Consider the following 21,618-nt stretch of genomic DNA (forward strand, 5'->3'; position numbering starts at 1 on the left):
TGGATGGTGTGGAACGAAAAAGCCTGGGGACCCGGCGGAGGCCGGGTCCCCAGGCGCGGGATTTCGGGGTTACTTGGTGTAGCCGAACACCTGGTTCCACTTGGCCAGGTCGTCCTTGCCGTAAGTGGTGGCGTCGCTGTTCTGCATGCGATAGACCTTGCCGGAATCGACGGCCGGGAGCGTCACGCCCATGATGGTGAGCGGTGCCACGTCGGTGCGGACCGGGTATTCACCGATCTGGGCGAAGACCTGCTGGCCCTGCTTGGAAAGGTTGTAGTTCATGAAGACCTTCGCGGCTTCCACGTTCGTGGCGGTGCCCGTCATGCCCAGGTAGTAGTCGTACGAGACGAGTCCTTCCTCGGGGACGATGAACTTGACCGGAGCCTTGTCCTGGACGGCGGAGATGTTGGTGCCGCTGATGGTGACCGTGCCCACGGCCACTTCGCCGCGGGCCAGGGCCGTGGCTTCAGCGCCCAGGGAGTCGTAGATCTTGGGCTTCTGCGCAGCGTACTTGGCGAAGTAGTCGCCGCCCATCTTGGTTTCCATGAACCGGTTCAGTGCCGCGGTGCTGCCGCCAGAGCCGCCCTGGACGATGCCCAGCTTGCCCTGCCACTTGCCGCCGACGGCATCCGCCCATGACTTGGGGGCGTCGGCTTCCTTCACCAGCTGGGTGTTGTAGCCCAGGGTGTACACGGAGTTGAACATGCGGGTGAACTGGCCACCGTCCACGGAGACGTCCTTGAGGGCGGAGGCGCCGGGGACGTCATAGGCCTTCCAGACCTTGGCGTCCTCCATGGACTTGGCAATCCGGTAGTCGGACGTGCGGATGACATCGGCGCTGAGCTTGCCGGCACCCTGCTCGGACAGTACGCGTTCGGAGAGCTTGTTCGGGGTGAGCCGGACAACGTTGACCTTGATGCCGGTGTCCTTGGTGAAGGCGTCCACCAGCGCGCTTTCCGAGGAATCGGTGTAGCCGGAGTAGAGGGACAGGGTCTGGGTCTTGGCCTTCTCGTAGGTGTCCTTGTCCGCGATGGACTCGCCATTGATCACCAGTCCGTTGTCCGTGTTCACGGCCGCGCTGGCTGTGACCACGCCGGCGCTCTGGGCGGCGCTTCCACAGCCGGTCAGGCTGAGGGCGAGCAGCACTCCGGCGGCGGTGAGGGCGGGGAGCTTGGACGCTAACTTCATTGTGGGTGTCCCTTTCAAAGGTGGTGTGAGGTTCAGTGCTTGGTCTTGCGTTCGCCGCCGACTTTTTGGGCGATGACGGCGAGGATTCCGATGACGAGGCAGTACAGGACGCTGACGGCGGCAGCGGCCTGGCTCTGGCCGTTGTCGAAGTTGTCGAACACGAGGATGGACAGGATCCGGGTGTTCGAGGTGAACAGGAAGATTGAGGCGCTGAGCTCACGCATGGAGAGCATGAGGAACAGCAGGAACGAGGACATGATGCCGACGCGCATCAGGGGCAGGGTGACGTCCAGGACGGACCTGGTCCGGCCGGCGCCGAGCATCACGGCGCTGTCCTCGAGGTCCTGGTCCATCTGGAGCATCGATGCGGAGACGCCGCGGTAGCCCTGGGGCATGAACACGGCCACGCAGGCGACGGCGAGGATCGCCAGGGTGCCGTAGATGGGCAGGGGCAGCAGCAGCCAGGTCCACAGCAGTCCGATGCCCATCACGATGGCGGGGACGGCAAGGGGGGTCATGGCCACCAGCTCGATCAGCCGCCCCACCTTGGACTTGGTGCGGTACCGGATGTAGGAGGCGATGAAGCTCAGGGTGGTGCCGGCGAAGGCTGCGATCAGGGCCACCAGGACACTGTTCTTCAGGGCGAGCTGGAAGTCGTTGGAGCCCAGGACCTCGATCAGCTTCGCGAAGCTGAGGGAGTTGGCTTCGAGCAGCTGCGACATCGAGGACACGAACGGTGTGGCCTGCATCGAAGCGGCCAGCAGGGCCAGCATCGGAAGGACCACCGATACGGCGAAGTAGGCCAGGGCCAGGATGGTGAACGGCCAGCGCATCTTGCGCAGCGGCACCTGGCGGGGACGGTTGCCCTTGCCGGTCATGGTGGTGAATTTGCGCTTGTTGATGATGCGCTGCTGGATCAGGGTCACGGCCATCAGCGCAACGGTGAGGATGACGGCGACGCTGGCCGCCTGGTTGCTCTTGGCGGGCGTGGCGCTCATGAGGCGGTAGATGTAGGTGGGCAGCGTGTCCACGCCGGCGGGGTTGCCGATGACCTGGGCCACCGGGAAGTTCTCCATGGTCAAGGCGAAGACCAGGACGGCGGAGCCCAGGATGGCGGGAAGGGCCAGGGGCAGGGTGACGGTCCGCAGCATGGTGCGCAGGGGCGCCCCGTGGACGGTGGCTGCCTCTTCGAGGTCGGCGTTCATCATCGACAGTGAGCTGTGCAGCAGCAGGAAGGCGTACGGGGCGTAGAAGATGCCCAGCACGAACACCAGGCCCGGGAGGCTGTAGATGTTGATGGCGGCATCAATGCCCAGGTCGCGGAGGAAGATGTTGATGTAGCCGGCGCTGGGCGAGCACAGCAGCGACCAGGCCAGGGCACCCACCAGGGCGGGGATGAACATCGGCGCCATGCCGATGAAGAAGATGAACTTCCGCCACGGCGCATCGGAACGGGCACACACGAAGGCCAGGAATGCCCCGATCAGCAGGGCGATGATCGCTGAGCCGGCACCGACCATGAGCGAGTTGACCAGGGCCCCGAGTGCTTCCGGGGTGGCCAGCAGGGCCAGGTTGGACAGTGTCAGGCCGCCCAGGGAGATGCTGCCGGGCCGGGGAACGCTGTCCGAGAACGCGGCCAGCAACACCAGGGCAAGGGGGAGGACGATGAGGACGCCGAGGATGACCAGGACGATCAGGCCCGGCGTGTTCTTCCGGAGGCCCGAAAGGGTCCGGGCTGCACGGTAGTCCCGGGACGCCGGCGTGGGTGCGAGGCGGGCGTCGGCGCGGGTGGCCGCCTCGGTGGTCTTGAGGCTCATGCGAGGACCTCCGCCGGCAGGATCTGGACTTCGCGGGGGTTGACGGTCACCCACACGCGGTCTCCCACTTTGTGCTGTTCGCCGCGGCGAAGTCCGCCCAGTGCGTCCAGTTCGGGCCCGGATTCCAGCTGGATGGCGTACCGGATGTCGTTCCCCTGGAAGCCCGCCACGCGGACCGTTCCCGGCCATGAGTTGGGGTGTTCAGTGGGCATGGCGGTGATCTGCAGGTCCTCGGCCCGGATGCAGACCTTGGGGGAAGTGCCGGCGTCACTGGCCCGCTGCGCGGACTCGATGGTGAGCTCGCTGTCGGTGATGCGTGCGGTGGTGGACCCGGCGGCGGTGCCCTCCGGGGTGCAGTCCATGATGTTGGAAACACCGAGGAAGTGGGCGATTGAAGCGCTGGCGGGGGCTTCGTACATGTGCTGCGGGGCGCCCATCTGCACAATCCGGCCGCCCTGGAGCAGGGCGATGCGGTCTGCCAGGGCGAAGGCTTCGTGCTGGTCGTGGGTGACGTACACGCAGGTGAGCCCCAGCTGGAGCTGGATTTCACGCAGTTCAACCCGGAGCCGGTCACGCAGGCGGGCGTCAAGGTTGGAGAGCGGTTCGTCGAGCATGAGCACGCTGGGCCGCATGACCAGGCTGCGGGCCAGGGCGACGCGCTGCATTTGGCCGCCGCTGAGCAGGCTGGCGCCGCGGTCGGCGTAGGGCTCCAGGCCCACCAGCGTGAGGGCCTCCATGACGCGCTCATCGATTTCGTTCTTGGAAAGCTTCTTCTGCTTGAGGGAGTAGGCAACGTTCTGGGCCACCGTCATGTGCGGCCATACCGCGTAGGACTGGAAGACCATGCCGACGTTGCGCTTGTTCGGGGGCAGGTTGATGCCCTTTTCGGAGTCGAAGACCACGACGTCGTCGATGATGATCCGCCCCGAGGTGGGCTCCTCCAGGCCGGCGATGCACCGCATCGTGCTGGTCTTGCCGCAGCCGGACTGGCCCAGGAGGACCAAGGCCTCGCCGTCTTCGATGTCGAGGTTGAGGTTTTCGATGGCAGTGAAGCTTCCGTACTTCAGCTGCAGGTTTTGAATGCTGATTTTCATGGCTGATTCCTTGGCTGGGTTTGTCCGGTAGGGGTTTCTTCAGTCGCTGGGCACCAGGATGGTGCTTTCGCTGATGACGCGGGCCGAGCGTTGAAAGGAGACTTCAGCGGGATCGGCTGCATCCAATGCCAGCGCCGTCTTGCCTTTCAGTAAGTGGATAAAGAGTCCGGCCTCCGACGCCGGAACTACGCTGCGCTGCACCACGCTGCCTGTTGTGCCCGAAGCGGCGGCGACGGCGACGGCGCTGGTGAGGCCGATGGCGGGGTGCAGCGCGGTCATTGAGATCATTCGGGCCGAGACGCCGGTTGCGCCTGCGGGTGGGGGCCCCACGATGCCCACCTTCGGAATGGAAGTGAGGTTCTCCGGAAGGCCCATCAGGCGGGCCGCCGCTGCGCGCAGCTGAGGGGCGATCCGGACCAGTGCCTCCAAGTCCTCCTCGCTGCCGGTGGCATCCAGTCCCAGGTCCTGTGCGTCGAAGAGCGCCGCCGGGGCTCCGGCGTCGATCAGTGTTGCCTGGAAGCTGCGCCCGTCGACCTCGATGTCATCGACGGCGTTGCCTGTAGGGAACTGTGCTCCGTAGCTGGACCAGGAGGCCTTCTGGAAAATGACGTCGATTGGGACGCCGGGGTAGTGCTGGCCGTCGAGCCGCCGCCCGCCGTAGGCCGGCACCTGCGCCTCGGGTGTGGGGATTTCGCAAACGAGGCGAAGCCCGGTCACGGTGTTCAGGATGGGGACCCGGGTGACTTCCCCGGTGGGAGCGACCAGTCCGGCGTGGAGCGCGTACAGGCCCAGCGCTGTGGCGCAGTTGCCGCAGTTGCTGGCCCACTCCACGGCCGGCTTGTCGATGGCCACCTGGGCGAACCGGTAGCGGACCGTTCCGTCCGGGTCGGTGCCCGCCACAGTGATCGCCTTGCTGGTGGTGGACGAGGCGCCCCCCACTCCGTCGATCTGGCGGAGGTCCGGCGAGCCGAAGGTGCGGATGAGGAGACGGTCCGTCTCCAGGGCGTCAGCCGGAAGGTCCTCGTCACGGAATATCCAGCACTTGCTGGTGCCGCCACGGACGAGGGTGGCCGGTACCGGGGTGACCGGGAGGGTGCCGGCCTGCGGCTCTTCCCTGAATAGAAGCGTCATTGGTTCTCCTGAAATACCCCGCGCTGCCGTGTGCAGTCGCCGGATAAATGTTCAAAGCTGAGCAAACCGGAATCCGGTAATTGCTGTGCTGTATGGCGTTGGTCACAAACGGTATACCGTTGATATGACTTAAGCAACAGTCATTTGAATATGAATACCGACACGGCAGCCTTGGTGCCTTGCGGGGCGAGATGGTGTGCGGAAAATCGGCACGGTGTTCACAGCGCGCCCAAACGGTATGCAGTGCGTTAGAATTGCGGCTAAAGGTATGGCGCCGGCGCGTCCTGCCGCTTGTTTGCATGAAGACCGGAGGCCGCCCGTGGCGTCGCAACCAGAGACAAGCCCCTACCTGATGATCAGGAACGCCATCATCTCGCAGGAGCTGCCTCCCCGTGCCCAGCTCGTTGAAAGCGCCCTGGCCAAGAAGTACAACGTCTCCCGGACGCCCATCAGGGAAGCCTTGCGGCGCCTCGAAACGGAGGGGCTCGTGGAGCGCTACGGTTCGCGGATGCAGGTGCGGGAGTACCGCCCGGAGGAGATGCTGGACCTCTACGAGGTGCGGACCTTCCTGGAGGAGGCGGCCGCAAAAACCGCGGCTCTCCGGCACACCGACATGGACCTGATGCTGATCGACCGCGCCCACCAGGCCATGGTCACCCTTGATTTCGAGGCCGCCACTCCGGCTGAACTGGCCGCCGCCAACCGCACCTTCCATGAGCGCATCTGGGCCGCCAGCCACAGCGCCGCCCTCCTTGACCTGCTGGACCGGATCCTGGTCCACTTCATCCGCTACCCCGGCACCACGCTCTCCACCAAGGAGCGCTGGGACCGCGTGCTGAAGGAGCATGAGGAGCTGTTGGTGGCCATCCGCGCACGGAACGCGGAGGAGGCCGGCCGCATCGCCAGCGCCCACATGGACGAGGCAAAGAACATCCGCATCCAGATGTACATCGACGCCCAGGAAATCAGCCACCCGCGCCTGGGATAGCCACAAATCCCGGCATTAAACCCTCCCGCCGAGCCCGTGAAGCCTGCGCCAGGATGCTATTGCATGCGACGGCATACCTATGTATACAATCGTGTACAGCGATGGAGCTGAGGAGATTGACGATGATCAAGAGCGACGTTTTGGTAGTGGGCGGCGGCAACGCCGGATTTGCGGCAGCACTTGCGGCGGCCGAGCGTGGACGCAAAGTGGTCCTGCTCGAAAAGGCACGGGAAGCCGCATCGGGCGGCAACAGCTTCTACACCGCCGGTGCCACGCGCATCTCCCACGACGGGCTCCAGGAGCTGATCGAATTCGTGGAACCTGATGAGCGGCACGCCGCCAGCGAAGTCCCCGCCTACACGGCCGCCGAATACCTTGCCGATCTGTCCAAGGTCTCCGAAGGGCGCAACGACCCCGAACTTTCCGCGGTCCTGGTCAGCGAAAGCAACCCGACCCTGCGCTGGCTTCAGGGCCTGGGACTCAAATACCGCCTGATGTACGAACGCCAGGCGTACCGGACCCAGGACGGCGGGTACCTGTTCTGGGGCGGACTGCACGTGGGCAATGTGGGCGGCGGCAAGGGGCTCATGGCCGACCACCGCGCAGCTGCTGAGCGCGTGGGCGTTGAGGTCATCTACGACTGCGCAGCCACCGGCCTCATCCAGGAGGACGGCCACGTGCGCGGCGTCCGGTACCGCAGCTCATCTGGAGAAGGCGAGCTCCGGGCCGAGTCGGTCATCCTCGCCTCGGGAGGTTTTGAAGCCTCACCTGAACTGCGCCGCCGGCACCTGGGGGAGGGCTGGCAGAACGCGAAGGTACGCGGCACGCCAGGCAACACGGGGGAGATGATCCTCGCTGCCCTCGACGCCGGGGCGGCCAGGGGCGGCGACTGGTCCACCTGCCACAGCGTGGCCTGGGACGCCTGGCATCCGGAGAACGAGGGCAACCTGGAACTCACCAACCAGCTCACCCGCGGCGGGTACCCGCTGGGCATCGTGGTGAACAGCGACGGGAAGCGGTTCGTGGACGAGGGCGCCGACTACCGCAACTACACCTACGCGAAGTACGGCCGGGACATCCTTGCCCAGCCGGGCTCGGCCGCCTTCCAGATCTTTGACGCTTCTTCCCGCCCCATGCTGCGCGCCGAGGAGTACGACATGCCGGGCGTCTCGGTGGTCACCGCTCCAACCCTCGCCGAGTTGGCGCAGAAAGCCGGCATCAGCCCCGAAGGCTTGGAGGAGACGGTGCATAACTTCAACGCTTCGATCACCGGCAGCTCGCCCTTCGACCCCAACGTCAAGGACGGACGCCGGGCCGACACCCAGCCGCCGAAGAGTAACTGGGCCCGCAGCATCGCCACCGGCCCGTATTACGCTTTCCCGGTGACCTGCGGCATCACCTTCACCTTCGGTGGCCTCAAGACGGACACCTGGGGCCGCGTGCTCACCGAGGACGCGGAGCCGCTCGAAGGGCTGTATGCCTGCGGCGAAGCGCTGGGCGGACTGTTCAGCGGAAACTACCCCGGCGGCTCCGGGCTTGCGGCGGGCGCCGTCTTCGGCCGCCGCGCAGGCTCCATCGCCTAGGCCACCCAGCAGCCCCCACCAGCAACGGAAAAGAGGAAAAAGTGGCCAGTCCCATCCACCAGCGGCTCCGCGAGGATGTCCTCGCGAGCGTCTTTGCGCCTGACGAGCCCCTCACGGAGGCCAAGCTCACCGAGCGCTACGGGGCTTCCCGGACACCGGTGCGGGAGGCGCTGCAGCGGCTGGAGCAGGACGGGCTGGTGGAACGGCGCGGCAAGGCGGTGGTGGTCCGCACGCATTCGGCCGAGGAGATCATCGACATCTACGAGTCGAGGATCATCCTGGAGCAGGCCGCGGCTGCCAAGGCCGCCGTCAAGGCAACCGCCCTGGACCGCCAGCTGCTCGCGGGGCTGCTGACGCAGATGCAGCAGCTGGACCCCAGCGACGGCCGGGCGCTCGCCGAAACCAACCGCGCCTTCCACGCCCAGCTGTGGCACGCCACCCACAGCCCGTCGCTGATCGGACTGCTGGAACGCCTTGACCAGCAGGTGCGCCGGTACACCCTCACCACCCTGACCTACCCGGGAAGGTGGCCGGTGGTGCTGGCGGACTACGCCGAGCTGCTGGCCGCCATCGGGGACGGCGACTCCGAGCGCGCGGGTGAGATCGCCGCCCGCCACATGTCCGACGCCTTGAACATCAGGCTGAAGATGTACGCCGACGATCCCAGGACGCTCTAGGCCGCCGGCGACCGCGGGCGGCCGCACCAGACCCGCCGGCAGATGTTCCTGCATACTCCATCGCAACAGGAAACCCGAAAGTCGGGCGCAGGGCATCGGCCGGTGCAAAGAGGCGGGGCAGGCTCCAATGGGCCTGCCCCGCCTCGCTTTTCCGGCGCCGTATATGCGCCGGGCCGGCTTCGCTGGAAGGGACGACGACGGCGGCGGGCGGGTGCCGCCGTCGTACCTTCCCCGGGGCTGGCCGTGCAAGAAGCTCGGCCCGAACGCACAGCAACGGCACAGCAGCAACCGGCCAACGGCATAGCCCCGTGCGGTTTCCTTGCATCATGAGCACTTCACGCGCACCCCGCCAGCCCGACCTTGACCAGCCGCACCCCGACCATGACCGGGGGCTGGAGTTTGACCTGAAGACCCTGGTGAGCCGCAGGTCCCTGGGACTGTTCCTGGGCGCGGGCGGTGCGGTGGCCGCGCTCGCCGCGTGCTCGCCGGCCGGAAACACGGGTTCCACCTCGCCGTCAACAACCACGACGGCGGCAGCCACCACGTCCGCCGCATCTGCCACGGCCCCGGACACCGGCCCCGCCACGCCAACGCTGACGCGGGCCATCGCCGAGTGCGGGGTGGAAATTCCGCAGGAAACCGCTGGCCCCTATCCTGGCGATGGGTCCAACGGGCCGAACGTCCTGGAAGCGTCCGGAGTGGTGCGCCGGGACATAACCTCCAGCTTCGGTACAGCTTCCGCGAAGGCCGAGGGCATTCCGCTGACGTTCACGCTGACCCTCCTGGACAACGCCAACGGCTGCGCCCCGATGGCCGGCGCCGCGGTGTACGCGTGGCACTGTGACCGGGACGGAAAATACTCGATGTACGACTCGAGCCTGAAGAACGAAAACTACCTGCGCGGTGTGCAGGAAGCCGATGCCAACGGGCAGGTCACCTTCACGTCGATCTTCCCGGCCGCCTACTCCGGGCGCTGGCCGCACATCCATTTCGAGGTGTTCGAGTCGATGAACAACGCAACGGCTGCCGGGCAGGTCCTGGCCGTCTCCCAGATCGCCTTGCCCAAGGCGGCCTGCGACGATGTCTACGCCACCCCCGGATACGAGAAGAGCATCACCAACATGACCCGCACCACCCTGAAATCGGACAACGTCTTTGGGGACGACGGCGGCATCTACCAGCTGGCAACAATGAGCGGTTCAGCCGCTGTCGGCTACACAGCGGGACTCAACGTGACCATCTAGGCTGCCGCAGCTCCCCGGTTCCAGGCCACTGCCTCCGGTTTCGTCATGTGGGCCTGGTAGTAAGGGACAATCGAGAGGTCAACACCTGAGGAGCGTGCGGATCGATGGGGCTGGGTATGGGGCGCACCCGCGGGAGCGTGGCTGTTGCCTGCCTGCGTTTGCTCGTTGCCTCGCTCTGCGCAGCGGCGGTGCTGGCCAGCGGTGCTGGCAGTGCGGTGGCCCCTTCCCTGCTGCAGCTCCATGACCGGGTTTCCAGCCAGCCGCGGGTGGTGCCGATGCCACCGCCATTGTCGGACGTGCTGGATCAGCCGGCCGCTGTCCCGGGCGGGTACCCGATGGGCTTGACGGCCCAGGTGGGAAACCACCACGTCCACGCGTCCTGGACCTACGTTGACGGGCTGCCCGCCTTCAACGCCCAGATCGACTCGTGGCTGCTGGGACTCCTGGATGCGGCGGCTCCGGCGGGTGGCCGCTACCGGCCCGCGATGGCACTGAACGCCGGCCAGCACCAGGGCCGGGAAATGGTCATTTCGGCCAAACCCGTCCAGGCCAAGGGCAATGTGCTCGTGGTCCGTCAAAGAGTGTCGGACGCCGGGCCGGAGGGAGTCAGTGCGATGGCGGCCGCCACCGTTTATATCGACCTGGCCTCCGGCGCGGTCCGGAGCGGCACCGACCTGCTGAGGCCTGACGCCATCCCCGCCATCCAGGCACGCGCGGCGGGCATCCCTGCCGACATCGCCGCCCGCGCCCCTCAAGGAATCCCGACCGACCTTGTCCTCAGTCCGGAAGGCGAACTGACCGTCTCCGCAGGGCAGCCCGGCATGCCCGGCCGGGAGGTGACGGCCACGATGGATGCCGCGGACACGGCGGCTGCCCTCAGCGATTACGGCCGCCAGGTGCTGGGGCAGCTGAACGCCGCCGCAGCACCGCGCCCGGCAAGCGCCCCGGCCCTCCGGCACGTGAACTGCGATCTTGTCCCGTGCGCCGCCTTGACCTACGACGACGGGCCGGACCCCCGCACCACGCCCCAGTTACTGGACATCCTGAAGGCCAACGACGCGCAGGCCACGTTCTTCATGACCGGGTCCAACACCACCGCCAACCCGGCCACCGCCAGGCAGGTTGCCGAGGCCGGGTACGCAATCGGCAACCACACCTTCAGCCACCCCTACCTGACCAAGCTGTCACCGCCCGCGATCAGGAAAGAGATGGACCGGACGGATGCCGCGATCCTGGCCGCCACGGGTTCCACTCCCAGCATGATGCGTCCGCCTTACGGTGCGGCCGATGCAGCGGTCCAGGCGGCTGTGGGCAAACCATTGATGATCTGGGCAGTGGACTCGCTGGACTGGCAGAGCAAGAATCCGGCGGCCTTCGTGCCCAAGGTGCTGAAGGAGGTCACGCCCGGCGCGATGGTACTCATGCATGACGTCCAGCCGTCGACAATATCCGGGCAGCAGGAACTGATTGCGGGCCTGCAGGGGCAGGGCTACAAGCTGGTGTCCGTCCCCCAGCTCTTCGAGGGGGTTCCGCTGCTGCCCGGGCACGTTTACCGGTCCCGGCCGGCGCGGCCGTAGGCGGTCTACCGGCCGGGCTGGCTGCTCAAGCCGGCTTTCGCCGCGAACCACCGGTGGGCGATGGCGCGCGGCCAGGAAGCGCTGGCGCTGGAACTGCGCCGACGGCGGCCGGGCGCCGGCCCAGCCAAAATCCCGCCGCCCGCTGGCCCCACGTTCGCACGCCTGTCCCGCTGGCAGCAGAAAGCTACGCACACCTGACGTGACCGGCTGGTTTTGCTGGAAGGTTCGACGACGGCTCCGGGTGAGTGCCGCCGTCGAACCTTCCGGCGGGGGTGCTTTTCTCGGGGACCGTTAGCGTGCCGCTGACGGTGCGGGGGAGTCCTGCCGCTGGCTGACGCGCTGGATGAACTCCACCGTCTCGCGCTCCGTTTCAGCGCGGGTGGTGGGTTCGTTGTGCACTTCATGCCGGACGCCGGGGAAGACGCGGGTGCGGACGTCCGCGTGGCCTGAATCGGCAAGGCGGTTTGCCACGTGATAGGCGCCTTCGCCGTAGTTGGTGACGGGGTCCTGGTCGCCGGCGAGGATCAGCACGGGGAGGTCCGCGGGGAGCTGTTTGTACCAGTCGTCCGAGGTGACCTGATCGTAGAGGTCAACGAAGCCCTGCAGGAACCGCGCGCTCAGCCGTGCGCCGAAGTTGTTGAAGGGGTCCCTCCCGTGGTCCGTGACGACGTCGGCGTCCAGCGCCACCCAGGCTGTGGGGCCGGCGTTTTCGCCGAGGCGGCCCAGGAAACCGTCGAACAACTGGCCCACCAGTTCCTCGGGCGCGGGGTCCGCGGCGCGCTCGCCGGAGGCAAGCCGTGCCAGTTCCGGCCGGTCGACCATTTTCTCGATGCCCCGCATCTGGGCGGCGATGCCGCAGAGGACCAGGCCGGACAGCTGCGTCCGCGGGTCCACGGCCATGCCGCGGGCGATCATGGAGCCCCAGCTGTGGCCAAACACCACGTACGGGAGCTGGGGGAGTGCCTCCCTGGCTTTGGCCTGGAGGGTGACCTCGTCCGCCACCACCACGCTGGCGGCGTCCTCGCCGGCGTCGCCCCAGATGCCCTGCTGCATCGCCGTGCGTCCGTGCCCGGAGTGGTCGCCTGCCACCACGATGAATCCCGCGTCCACCAGGGTGGAGATGAGGTGGAGGTAGCGGCGGGAGTGCTCGCCGAGCCCGTGGATCAGCTGCACGATGGCCTTGGGTTGGCCGATGGGCTCGTAGACCCACGCCTGGATTTTGTCGCGGCCGTTGGCGGACGTGAATTCGATTTCCTGCAATGACATGTATTCCTCCTGTGGCGGCGCCGTCGCTGGCTCGTGGTGAGCCTAACCACAAGGCCGTCATGTGCGTCAATGCTTGCTGGTTCATTTAAGGGGCTTCCGCCTAGTCTGAAACCAGCCCCGTCCGCCGCTTTGAAGGAAGCCGATGCCGCACCCCAACCGTCCCCTGCGCAAGCTGGGGTTTCTGACCATTGGTTTGTTTGATCCGGCAAACCCGGCTGCGGGCCACGAGTCCACGTTGCAGATCATCGAGCTGGGGGAGCGGCTGGGGTTCGACAGTGCCTGGCTGCGCCACCGGCACCTGCAGTTCGGGATTTCTTCCCCCGTGGCAGTGATGGCTGCGGCGAGCCAACGGACCTCGCGGATTGAACTGGGCACTGCGGTGACGCCCCTGGGCTGGGAGAACCCGCTGCGGCTGGCGGAGGACCTGGCCACGGTGGACCTGCTGGCCGGAGGACGCATCAACCCCGGCGTGAGTGTGGGCGAGCCGATGCAGTACGACACGGTGAAGCACGAGTTGTACCCCGATACGGCGGACGTGGAGGACTTCAGCTACGCCCGGGTGGAGCGGTTCGCGCGTCTGGTGGCGGGTGAGCCGGTGCGGGAGTTTTCCGGTAAGCAGGGCGTGGTGGAGGAGTTTTCGAACCGGGTGGAGCCGCATTCGCCTGGACTTCGGGACCGGCTGTGGTACGGGGCTGGGAGCACGAAATCAGCGGTGTGGGCCGGTTCGAATGGGTTCAACCTGCTGTCCAGCAGCGTGATCTTCCCGGACAAAGACCAAGAGCCGGACTTTGCGCTGGTCCAGCAGGCGCAGATCCGGGCGTTCCGGGAAGCGGCTGGTGCTGCTGGCCACCCTGGGGCTCGGGTGTCGCAGGGTCTGGTGGTGATCCCCACCGATTCGGCGACTGCGGCCCAGCGGGAGAAGTACCAGCGGTACGTGGACGAACGCACTCTGCGCACTGCTGCTCCCCAGGGGCCGCGGGGCATGATGTTTGCGGCTGATCTGATCGGCACCAGCGAGGAGATCGCCGAACAGCTGTACGCCCACGCGGGCTTCCAGGAAGTGGACGAAGTGGCCTTCGCACTCCCCTTCAGCTTTGAGCATGAGGATTACGTGCAGATCCTGACGGACATCGCGGGGAAGCTGGGGCCAGCCTTGGGTTGGGCGCCACCAGCCTCCCTTTAACACAAGGAGCCGAGTTTCGGGGCGCAGTTCATTTCCGGGCTGATCATGCCGGCCATGACGTTCATCGGGAACCTGGTGTACGTGGGGATTGCCGTGGTGGGCGGGCTGCAGGTGGCGTCCGGGGCGATGCAGCTTGGTGATGTGCAGGCGTTCATCCAGTACTCGAGGCAGTTCACCATGCCGCTGGCGCAGCTGGGGTCCATGGCGAATGTGCTGCAGTCCGGGGTGGCGTCCGCGGAGCGGGTGTTCGAGCTGCTGGATGAATCTGAGGAGTCTGTGGAGCCTGCCCCTTCTGCCGGGCCGGTGTTCGGGCGGGGGCGGCTGGTGTTCGAGGATGTGTCGTTCTCGTATTCGCCGGACAAGCCGCTGATTTCTTCGTTGTCCTTGGTTGCGGAGCCGGGGCAGACGGTGGCGATCGTGGGGCCCACCGGGGCGGGGAAGACGACCCTGGTGAACCTGATGATGCGGTTCTACGAGCTGGACGCGGGGCGGATAACGCTCGACGACGTGGACGTCACCTCGGTGCCGCGGCGCGAGCTGCGCTCACGGCTGGGGATGGTGCTGCAGGATACGTGGCTGTTCGGCGGGACCATCCGGGACAACATTGCTTATGGACGGCCTTCAGCTACCGAATCCGAAATTCTCGAGGCGGCGCGGGCGACGTACGTGGACCGGTTCGTGCGGTCACTGCCTGACGGGTACGACACTGTCCTGGACGACGAGGGCGCCAACGTGTCCGCGGGGGAGAAACAGCTACTGACCATCGCGCGGGCGTTCCTGGCCCGGCCGTCGGTGCTGATTTTGGATGAGGCGACGTCTTCGGTGGACACCCGGACCGAGGTGCTGGTGCAGAAGGCCATGAGTGCACTTCGGTCCGACCGTACTTCATTTGTGATTGCCCACCGCCTGTCCACCATCCGCGACGCCGACCTCATCCTGGTGATGGAGGCCGGCCAGATCGTGGAGCAGGGCACGCACGCTTCACTGCTGGCTGCCGGCGGGGCGTACGCGCGGTTGTACGAGGCCCAGTTCGCGGCTCCTGTGGCGGAGGTTTAGAAGCTACCCTCATTTCTATGGAGTGGCGCAGTCCTGGCAGACGTGCTTCGTACTTGGGCTCAGGATCTAAAAGGATAACGCCATAGTGGTGCCCGTGATGCTCCTATGGGCGTCAAATTGATCGTCCGCTGATTAGAGCACCGATGAGGGGCACTGCGAAGATCCGATTATGCCAACTTTCTTGAATCTTCTTAGAAGAGGACCCTCAGGGGTAGGCGACACGTCCGCTTCGTGGGCCAGTTGCCGGGAGCAAGAGGAACCGTTGCAGAGCCGGAGTCCCCAGAGGCAAAACAAGCGTATCGGACCCTACAAACGGCGCAATGTCGTCGAGCGCAGCTTCAACACCCTCAAACATCGGCGTTCCCCGGCCACCCGCTACGACAAACTGGCCCTCACCTACTGCTCAGCGACCGTCCTGCACGCCGTCGTCATCTGGAGCACCCTATTGGGAGACACGCCCTAGCGGCGGCGGTCCAGGTGAAGCCGGTTCCCCAATTCGGGACCGGCGACGTCGATGCCTCCCGAGACCGGGGCATCATCCCCAGCCGTCGCAGGTTCCACCTTTCTGAAGCCAACTCAACGTAAATGGCTCCGCCCCGGCGCTCAGCCGCAGCTCAGGCGGTGCTATCGAGGATCAGGCGCGCCGCTTCCGTTGGTTGGTCCCAGTGCGGGAAGTGACCGCAGTTTTCGAACCAGTGGAGCGTTGCATCCGGGAACAGCTCCATGGCCCGCGCCGCCTCACTGGGGGCGGTGACCTTGTCCTTCCGCCCCCATCCAATGACCACTTTGCCCTTGAGTGAACCGGCCGGTGCGCCTTCCTGGCGGGGTCCGTGAATCAGTGCGTTGAGGGCCGGGTCCAGACTGGTTGATGTCTTGAACCCGCGAAGCTCATGCAGGACCAGATCCTGGGGCAGTTTCCAGGGGTGGGCGGAGAACTGGGCCAACAGGGCCGTGCGGCCCACGGGGTTGCCCGTGAGGAAGGGGAGCGCCGGCTGGATGCGGCGCACCAGTGCGACGGATGCCTTGATGCTTGCACCAAAGATCGCTGCCTGGCGGTCATTCCAGAATCCACCAGGGTCCAGTGCGACCGTGGTGCCAGCGTGCCCTCGCCGTGCCATTTCCATCGCCATCCGGGCGCCCATGGAGCTGCCTACCAGATCAAGGTCACCCAGTTCCCTGTCGCGGATAAAGGCTTCGACGGCATCGGTCAGCGTGGCAATGGTGGTTTCGCCGGTCAGCGGCGCGGATTCGCCGCAACCGGGGAGGTCGACGGCGATGACATCGCGTTCAGCGGCCAGCGCCGGGATTACCGGGTTCCAGTTACCAATACTGGAACCGAGCCCATGGATCAGGAGGAGTGGCTTACCGGAGCCTTGCCGGGTTGAGTGCAACATGACTTCACTGTAGTGGGCGGTGCAACATATCTGGCCAGAGGTCATCTGGCGACCAAATGCCGGTACCAGCCAGGGAAATACGCCGCCCGACTTTTGGGCCGGCTTGGGTAAATCGGTACACGACGTTTTCAGCAACGATGCCACGCCCACGGTCATAGCGTTCTTGGCCTTGGCCTTGGCCTTGAGCCTCGTAGCCCTGGTAAATCAGTTCTCACGTGGCCGCAAGGCGGACCTGAGCGTCCGTTTCGCCAAGAGCCCGGACTACAAGTACAAGGCGGACCTCCTGGTCGTCACGAACCACGGTGCCGCAAGCGCCAAGGGTGTAAAGCTGGACCTTATTGTCGATCTTGAGGCAAGGCCTGCCCACCCTCATGGCTTTCCGGAGGTCAAGGGCGGGAAGCAACCTTGGAAACCGTATAGAGGAGAGCCTTTCCCGATTCCGAGAATCGCCCCTGGATTGACCATCTACGTGGCGGTGAACCTGTACGGCAACCGCTCTGCCGAGGTTGAGTTCGCGGACGCGGTGCTGACTTGGAAAGACAAGCGGGTCCTGCGTCAGTCGTGGAAGTCGACTATAAACACTATCGGTGAAACCCTCGGAACCCCAAGTCTTGCCAACTTCCACGCTGAGCAACAAGCGAGGCTGAGAAGCTTATCCGTTTAACCGACGGGGCCCCTCGCCTTGTTGGGGCGGGCGCTGGACCAGGATCTCGCGACCGGCCCGTTCCGGAGTTGTTGTGACCTAGATGCGTGCGGGGCGACGAGGACGGCAACTCCGTACATAATTCGTAGACGGGTAGGCCCCCTCGCGCGCGACCCCGGGTCAGGTCCCGGGGGAGGGACCAATGCCGGCAAAGGGGCCTTGACCGCACGCAGCGGGGGGATTAGGACGCCCCTACCCCGCGGTCCCGGTAGCCAAGTAGACGGGGCAGGCGAGGCATCCGTAAACATGCCAAAGCAGCGACCGCACTGGAAGACGTGTTGGTCGCCGCGCACGTCGTAGTGAGCGTGTGGGCCTTGGTCGTCACAGTGCAGGCAGTCCATGTTGGAGTAGAGGTTTCCGCTGGGGTCCACGGTTATCGTTATGCCGCCATGCTAGGTGACTCGCCCGGTCGCCCCTGTGTTGCCCCCCGCACTATCGCCAGCGGACGGCCTATATAGTCAGGGGCATGGGGATTTGGGAGCGGTTGAAGAATGCAGTCGTCGGCGTGGACACCACGAGCGGAACCTCTCCAGACAGGCAGCTATCCCCCCGCCAGCAGAGCCGCCCCGCCCTGCTGCACCTGCCCCTCCCGCTCCGGTGGAGCCACGGGCCGCGGAACCATTCCGGCAATCCGAGGCCACGAGAAGGTTTTATGAAGCGGAGAAGGCACGTGCGCGGGCGGCGGGTCAAACCGTTAAGGGATACCGGGCGGGCTACATCTCAGCGGAAGAGGCCAAGACTCTTCTGGTGGCCGGACCGGATGGACTACCTCCGCTGAGACTGGTGTCCTCCAGTAACGGCCTGGACTTCGCCCTTCCGGATGGCAAGCTCGTGGACTACAACACCCTGGCGTTGCGGCATTTCAGCATCTTTGCATTCCGCATGGTCGGCATGGGCTTTTATGAGGACCCGGAGAAACCGTTCAAGTTCCGGGTCGGCCAGAAAATTACCGCAATGCGCGAGCCGGACAATGAGCACGACGCCAACGCCGTGGCGATCGTCGTTGGCCGTCCAGGAAAGAAAGCCGGTTACGTGAATAAGCAGCGCGCCAAGTGGGTGGCTGAATTGTTGGACGGCGGGGAGGAACTCACTGGCCTTGTCATCCAGGCCAAAGCCTCATCCCCGCGCGTAGTACTGACTACACCCGGCATGATGGAGTACCTGCGCCGCTGAAGTTGAAGCCCCGCCGGTGGCGGCGTCCCGGCGAGGGGGTGCCGGGACGCCGTCAGGGGCGGCGCTGGATGATTCCTAGCCCCCCATGCCATAGGGGCTCATCGCCCATCCTTCCCGCTCGTCGTGATGGACCAGCAGTTGGCGGGTGAGGTCGACGCCTGTTCCCGCCCGGCTAGGCCGTCAGGTTGATTTCCACGCCGGCTTGGCCACGTCCAACTTCTCGGCCGTGTCGCCTCATTCTCTTTAACAGCCTCACGCGCTTCTTACCAACAAAAGCTCTAAGTAGGCACAGGACCCAGCACCACCAATCCTTGGTTAGCGGGTTCTCGCTCTCCGGCCCAAGTGAGCGCACTACGGCGGGGCCTGCCGACGTCGTATGCTCCCCTTCAGGCTAAATCAGGGAAAGGAGGCATATTCCTTAGTCCCGTGGTGCTGGCGTAGCTCCATATGGCATGGTCGAGCGTCGTTTCGTCCACGTCCAGTTTCTGAGCGGCTTCCTTAACCAGCCCGCCGGCACCTTCGAACGAAACTCGCCGCCCGGTCGCTCGCCCGACGAATTCTGTAATCCACGAGTCTGCCTTTACTCCGTCGTGGCTTAGGAGCATGGTGAGGTACTCCCATGTCACCGGACCTAGGCCCTTAACGTCGGTGTAGAGCTGCTGGTGATCATCGTCATCGGGCTTCAAATGTCCAGGCTCAGTAATCCCAGCGGACCTGAAGTTCTTAGCGGCCTCCACGATGGCAAAGGCCTTGGTCTTTCCTGCATGCACCTTCTGGCGATTCAATATCTTCTCCAGGGCGACTGGGTCCTGTGTCGCCAGGTAGCGCATCCTTTCCGAAGGTGCCACATGCTCCGAGTGTCTCTGGTAACGCAATACTGCACCACGCGCACCAGTCCATGTTCCGTCTCTGCGTTCTCGGCCGTATCGAAATCGGATGGACATGACGGCATCCACCAATGCGAGATCCAGGCGATCAGGGTAGCCGCCGGGCCACTTCTTCCACGGCGGGGGGATCGCGGAAATCGCGATGAGAAGCAGATCCAGGTCATTTGGGGGCGTCGTCACAGGTAGCTCTTTACGCTCGCCCGCAGCGCTTCAGTGTGTTCGTAGATCTCCTCGAGCGAGCTAATGGGAACTCGAGTCTCTTCCTTGTTGTCGTCAAAAATCCCGATGTACTTCTGCGTGCGGTTGAAGTGGAGACGAGCAATGGGCTTGCGGTTGTTGTCGTCCAGCAGTACTGCGAAGTACGACTTGGCATCCCTTTGCACTACGCGGGCTGGCTTCACCTCGCTGCAGACGATGGCCCGCACAATTTGGTAACCCTCGATCTCCTCCAGCGTCGTCTCGAGCCCATCAGCTTCGGCTAGGTCTGCTTCGGCTACTGGAGCGCTGGTGACGCTAGCCGCCACTGTAGCTTCCTCATTCTGCGGGAAGCCCGGGTTGCCGAGGGCCTTCTTCAGGCGCTCGTTCACCTGGTCATTCAAGAACTGTTTCGAGGCCTTCGTAACCAGGGCTGTGAACTGTTCCCGCACCTTCTGGGTGTACGGGCCGGAGTACACGCGTCCAGTCAGGAACTTGACCCACTCGTCTTCTGGTTCCTTGAACTGCGCAGCCAGGGTCCGCTTCAGCTCGCCGATGTACTTCAGCTCGCCGGCTGCGCTGATGATCGAATCAAGATCAAACACATCCTTGGACAGCTTTTGCAGTTCGGGGATAAGCATTTGATCGATGTCATTCAAATCGAGCACGAGGAACGGCTTCGCGTCCATACGGTTTGGAGCATCAAGGTCCGTAAAGAATTGATAGACCTCCCCGTTGGTAAGGATCGCAATCCGAGCGTTGGTCACGGCGAAGTACCGGAAAAGCTGCGACGCGTGCTCGATTTTGACGGGTTCGCTGGACTTCTTGCACTCGATCAGGATCTGGACTTCGCCGTCCTTGACGATCGCATAGTCGATCTTCTCGCCCTTTTTGAGCCCCACGTCTGCGATGAATTCCGGAACGACTTCCATGGGATTGAAGACGTCGTAGCCAAGAATCGTCGAAATGAACGGCATTACGAACGCGTTCTTCGTCGCCTCTTCTGTCTGGATAACACCGCGCTGCTGGCGCACCTTTGCTGCCAACGCTGAAAGCTTCTCTGCGAACTCCATTTGTCCCCCTACAAGTTCGTCAATGCCGCACAACGAAGTGCAGCAAAGATCCAAGCTGATGAAGCAACAAACTACATGTGATTGTCCTGAATGACACTCATCTGCTTGCAGCTATGACTCCATGTCGAAAAGGCATGAAGCATTAAACGAAAGCGGACGACGGCGGGGAGGTCCCTCCGTCGTCCCTCCTGTCTGTGCCGTCAGACGAGCTTTGCCAGCTCTGCGAGCAGGTCCTTGGCCCGCCTGTCCTGGTTCTCGGCGAGCATCTCATTGGTCAAGAAGGAGAAGCCGACGTTCTTGCCTGGCCAGGCTCCGTGCAGCCCGCCGCCGGCGCCTGAGTGGCCAAAGGCGGGAGTGACGGGGCCGTAGGTTCCGATAGGGTCGGCGAGTTCGTAGCCGAGGCCGAAGCGCAGGGGCCTGTCATTGATGGCGTCCACCCCCTCGGACCAAGTGGTCGTGGCGTCGGCGAGCGCCGCTGGGCTGACCACGCCGCCGGCCGGGTCGGCCAAACGTGAGTACAGGTTGGCCATGGCGTCGGCCGTCCCGATGCCCCCTCCGGCCGAGAACTCACCGCGGCGCATGCCAACACTGTTGAACGGGTCCTTCTCCGGGTCCATCAGATTCCGATACATGCGCTCGACCACCTCGCGCCGCTCCGGATCCTGCAGGAAGGTGCTGACCGCGTAGCTGTCGGACCGGAAGACCGTAGCCACGCGGGGATCGAGCTCTTCAGGCAGGCCCAGATGGATCTCCAGGCCGAGGGGTTCGCGGATGAGTTCTGCGATCAGCTGGCCGACCCGCTTGCCCGTGGAGCGGCGGAAGACCTCGGTCATCAGGTACCCGTAGGTGGATGCATGATATGCCACCTTGCTGCCCGGTCCCCATAGCGGGGTCTGGGCGGCGAGGGCCCGGGCGTTCGCCGCGTTGTCCAGCTGCGGGTCGGCCCCCTCCGGTTCCGGGTCCACATAGGGCAGCCCGACTGTATGGCTGAGCAGTTGGGCGACGGTGACGGCTTCCTTGCCGCCAGCGCCGAACTCCGGCCAGTACTCGGTCACGGGCTTCCGGACATCGAGCAGGCCGCGATCCACCAGCATCGCCGCCAGAGTGGCCACCACGCCCTTGGTGCCTGAGAACATGACAGCCATGGTCTTCGGGCTCCAGGCTTCTTCCACCTCCGCGGACGGGTCTGGCCGCCTTGTTGTGCTGCCGCCGTAGAAACGGACCAATGGTTCGCCGGCGCGGTAAACGCAGAAGGCCATACCGCCCTGGGCCGCCGCCAGATGTCGGCCGAAGACTTCCCCCAGGCCGTCGAACGCCCGCTGGGTCAGGCCGCCGTCGTTATAGTTTTCAAAACTCGGATCCACGATTCTCCTTCTCAATCAATGGCGT

Annotated in this window: 18 protein-coding genes and 2 pseudogenes; 11 read left to right on the plus strand and 9 right to left on the minus strand. The window is 64.9% G+C overall.

Features of this window, described 5'->3' with window-relative positions:
* Nucleotides 1–69: 69 nt before the first annotated feature.
* From PV772_RS17565 to PV772_RS17580, 4 genes are read right to left on the minus strand one after another with little or no spacing between them, the layout of a single operon-like run.
* Nucleotides 70–1,188, minus strand: coding sequence for an extracellular solute-binding protein (locus PV772_RS17565; protein ID WP_347886989.1), 1,119 nt, complete (start codon nt 1,186–1,188; stop codon nt 70–72).
* 32 nt (nt 1,189–1,220) lie between these two features.
* Complete coding sequence (locus tag PV772_RS17570; protein ID WP_347886990.1) at nt 1,221–3,005, minus strand: iron ABC transporter permease; 1,785 nt, start codon at nt 3,003–3,005, stop codon at nt 1,221–1,223.
* Entirely contained in the window at nt 3,002–4,099 is a 1,098-nt protein-coding gene (locus tag PV772_RS17575) for an ABC transporter ATP-binding protein (RefSeq protein ID WP_347886991.1), read from the minus strand. Before PV772_RS17575 ends, PV772_RS17570 begins: the two co-directional genes overlap by 4 nt.
* 39 nt (nt 4,100–4,138) lie before the next feature.
* Nucleotides 4,139–5,230, minus strand: coding sequence for a PrpF domain-containing protein (locus PV772_RS17580; protein ID WP_347886992.1), 1,092 nt, complete (start codon nt 5,228–5,230; stop codon nt 4,139–4,141).
* 319 nt (nt 5,231–5,549) lie between these two features.
* On the opposite strand from PV772_RS17580, the gene PV772_RS17585 reads away from it, so the two are divergent.
* The 6 genes and pseudogenes from PV772_RS17585 to PV772_RS17610 form a co-directional block, all read left to right on the plus strand.
* Entirely contained in the window at nt 5,550–6,218 is a 669-nt protein-coding gene (locus PV772_RS17585) for a GntR family transcriptional regulator (RefSeq protein ID WP_246839828.1), read from the plus strand.
* 122 nt (nt 6,219–6,340) lie between these two features.
* On the plus strand, nt 6,341–7,801 hold the full coding sequence (tcuA, locus tag PV772_RS17590; RefSeq protein WP_347886993.1) for an FAD-dependent tricarballylate dehydrogenase TcuA: 1,461 nt from the start codon (nt 6,341–6,343) through the stop codon (nt 7,799–7,801).
* Nucleotides 7,802–7,842: 41 nt separating this feature from the next.
* On the plus strand, nt 7,843–8,478 hold the full coding sequence (locus PV772_RS17595) for a GntR family transcriptional regulator (RefSeq protein WP_347886994.1): 636 nt from the start codon (nt 7,843–7,845) through the stop codon (nt 8,476–8,478).
* 326 nt (nt 8,479–8,804) lie between these two features.
* Nucleotides 8,805–9,722, plus strand: a complete 918-nt coding sequence (locus PV772_RS17600; RefSeq protein ID WP_347886995.1) for an intradiol ring-cleavage dioxygenase — start codon at nt 8,805–8,807, stop codon at nt 9,720–9,722.
* A gap of 116 nt (nt 9,723–9,838) precedes the next feature.
* Nucleotides 9,839–11,299 carry a polysaccharide deacetylase family protein gene (locus PV772_RS17605; protein WP_347886996.1) on the plus strand — a complete coding sequence of 487 codons (1,461 nt, stop codon included), beginning with the start codon at nt 9,839–9,841 and terminating at the stop codon, nt 11,297–11,299.
* A 15-nt stretch (nt 11,300–11,314) separates the two neighbouring features.
* A pseudogene (locus PV772_RS17610) lies at nt 11,315–11,497 on the plus strand (polyketide cyclase); the annotation flags it as partial.
* A 93-nt stretch (nt 11,498–11,590) separates the two neighbouring features.
* Here PV772_RS17610 and PV772_RS17615 read toward each other — a convergent pair.
* Nucleotides 11,591–12,565 carry an alpha/beta fold hydrolase gene (locus PV772_RS17615; RefSeq protein WP_347886997.1) on the minus strand — a complete coding sequence of 325 codons (975 nt, stop codon included), beginning with the start codon at nt 12,563–12,565 and terminating at the stop codon, nt 11,591–11,593.
* Between the two features lie 142 nt (nt 12,566–12,707).
* On the opposite strand from PV772_RS17615, the gene PV772_RS17620 reads away from it, so the two are divergent.
* From PV772_RS17620 to PV772_RS17630, 3 genes and pseudogenes are all read left to right on the plus strand, one after another.
* A complete protein-coding gene (locus PV772_RS17620) occupies nt 12,708–13,748 on the plus strand; it encodes an LLM class flavin-dependent oxidoreductase (RefSeq protein WP_347886998.1) in 1,041 nt (346 codons plus the stop codon).
* Between the two features lie 12 nt (nt 13,749–13,760).
* Nucleotides 13,761–14,804, plus strand: a pseudogene (locus PV772_RS17625) (ABC transporter ATP-binding protein); the annotation flags it as partial.
* Nucleotides 14,805–14,973: 169 nt separating this feature from the next.
* Nucleotides 14,974–15,267 carry a transposase gene (locus PV772_RS17630; protein ID WP_347886999.1) on the plus strand — a complete coding sequence of 98 codons (294 nt, stop codon included), beginning with the start codon at nt 14,974–14,976 and terminating at the stop codon, nt 15,265–15,267.
* A gap of 151 nt (nt 15,268–15,418) precedes the next feature.
* Here the strand turns inward: PV772_RS17630 and PV772_RS17635 are convergent, their stop codons facing one another.
* Entirely contained in the window at nt 15,419–16,198 is a 780-nt protein-coding gene (locus PV772_RS17635) for an alpha/beta fold hydrolase (RefSeq protein WP_347887000.1), read from the minus strand.
* Between the two features lie 103 nt (nt 16,199–16,301).
* Between PV772_RS17635 and PV772_RS17640 the strand changes: the two genes are divergently transcribed.
* Nucleotides 16,302–16,862, plus strand: a complete 561-nt coding sequence (locus tag PV772_RS17640; RefSeq protein ID WP_347887001.1) for a hypothetical protein — start codon at nt 16,302–16,304, stop codon at nt 16,860–16,862.
* Nucleotides 16,863–17,648: 786 nt separating this feature from the next.
* Nucleotides 17,649–18,074: an HIRAN domain-containing protein gene (locus tag PV772_RS17645; protein ID WP_347887002.1), complete on the plus strand. Its 426-nt coding sequence runs from the start codon at nt 17,649–17,651 to the stop codon at nt 18,072–18,074.
* Between the two features lie 386 nt (nt 18,075–18,460).
* Here PV772_RS17645 and PV772_RS17650 read toward each other — a convergent pair whose 3' ends face one another.
* The 3 genes from PV772_RS17650 to PV772_RS17660 all read right to left on the minus strand — a co-directional run bounded on the left by PV772_RS17650 (nt 18,461) and on the right by PV772_RS17660 (nt 21,593).
* Nucleotides 18,461–19,141, minus strand: coding sequence for a hypothetical protein (locus PV772_RS17650; RefSeq protein WP_347887003.1), 681 nt, complete (start codon nt 19,139–19,141; stop codon nt 18,461–18,463).
* The gene (locus tag PV772_RS17655; RefSeq protein ID WP_347887004.1) at nt 19,138–20,229 is read right to left on the minus strand and encodes a type I restriction endonuclease; all 1,092 of its coding nucleotides are present in this window, start codon (nt 20,227–20,229) and stop codon (nt 19,138–19,140) included. Before PV772_RS17655 ends, PV772_RS17650 begins: the two co-directional genes overlap by 4 nt.
* A 200-nt stretch (nt 20,230–20,429) precedes the next feature.
* Nucleotides 20,430–21,593, minus strand: coding sequence for a serine hydrolase domain-containing protein (locus tag PV772_RS17660; RefSeq protein ID WP_347887005.1), 1,164 nt, complete (start codon nt 21,591–21,593; stop codon nt 20,430–20,432).
* Nucleotides 21,594–21,618 lie beyond the last annotated feature (25 nt).

Source organism: Pseudarthrobacter sp. CC12 (assembly GCF_039907755.1).
Classification (GTDB): domain Bacteria; phylum Actinomycetota; class Actinomycetes; order Actinomycetales; family Micrococcaceae; genus Arthrobacter; species Arthrobacter niigatensis.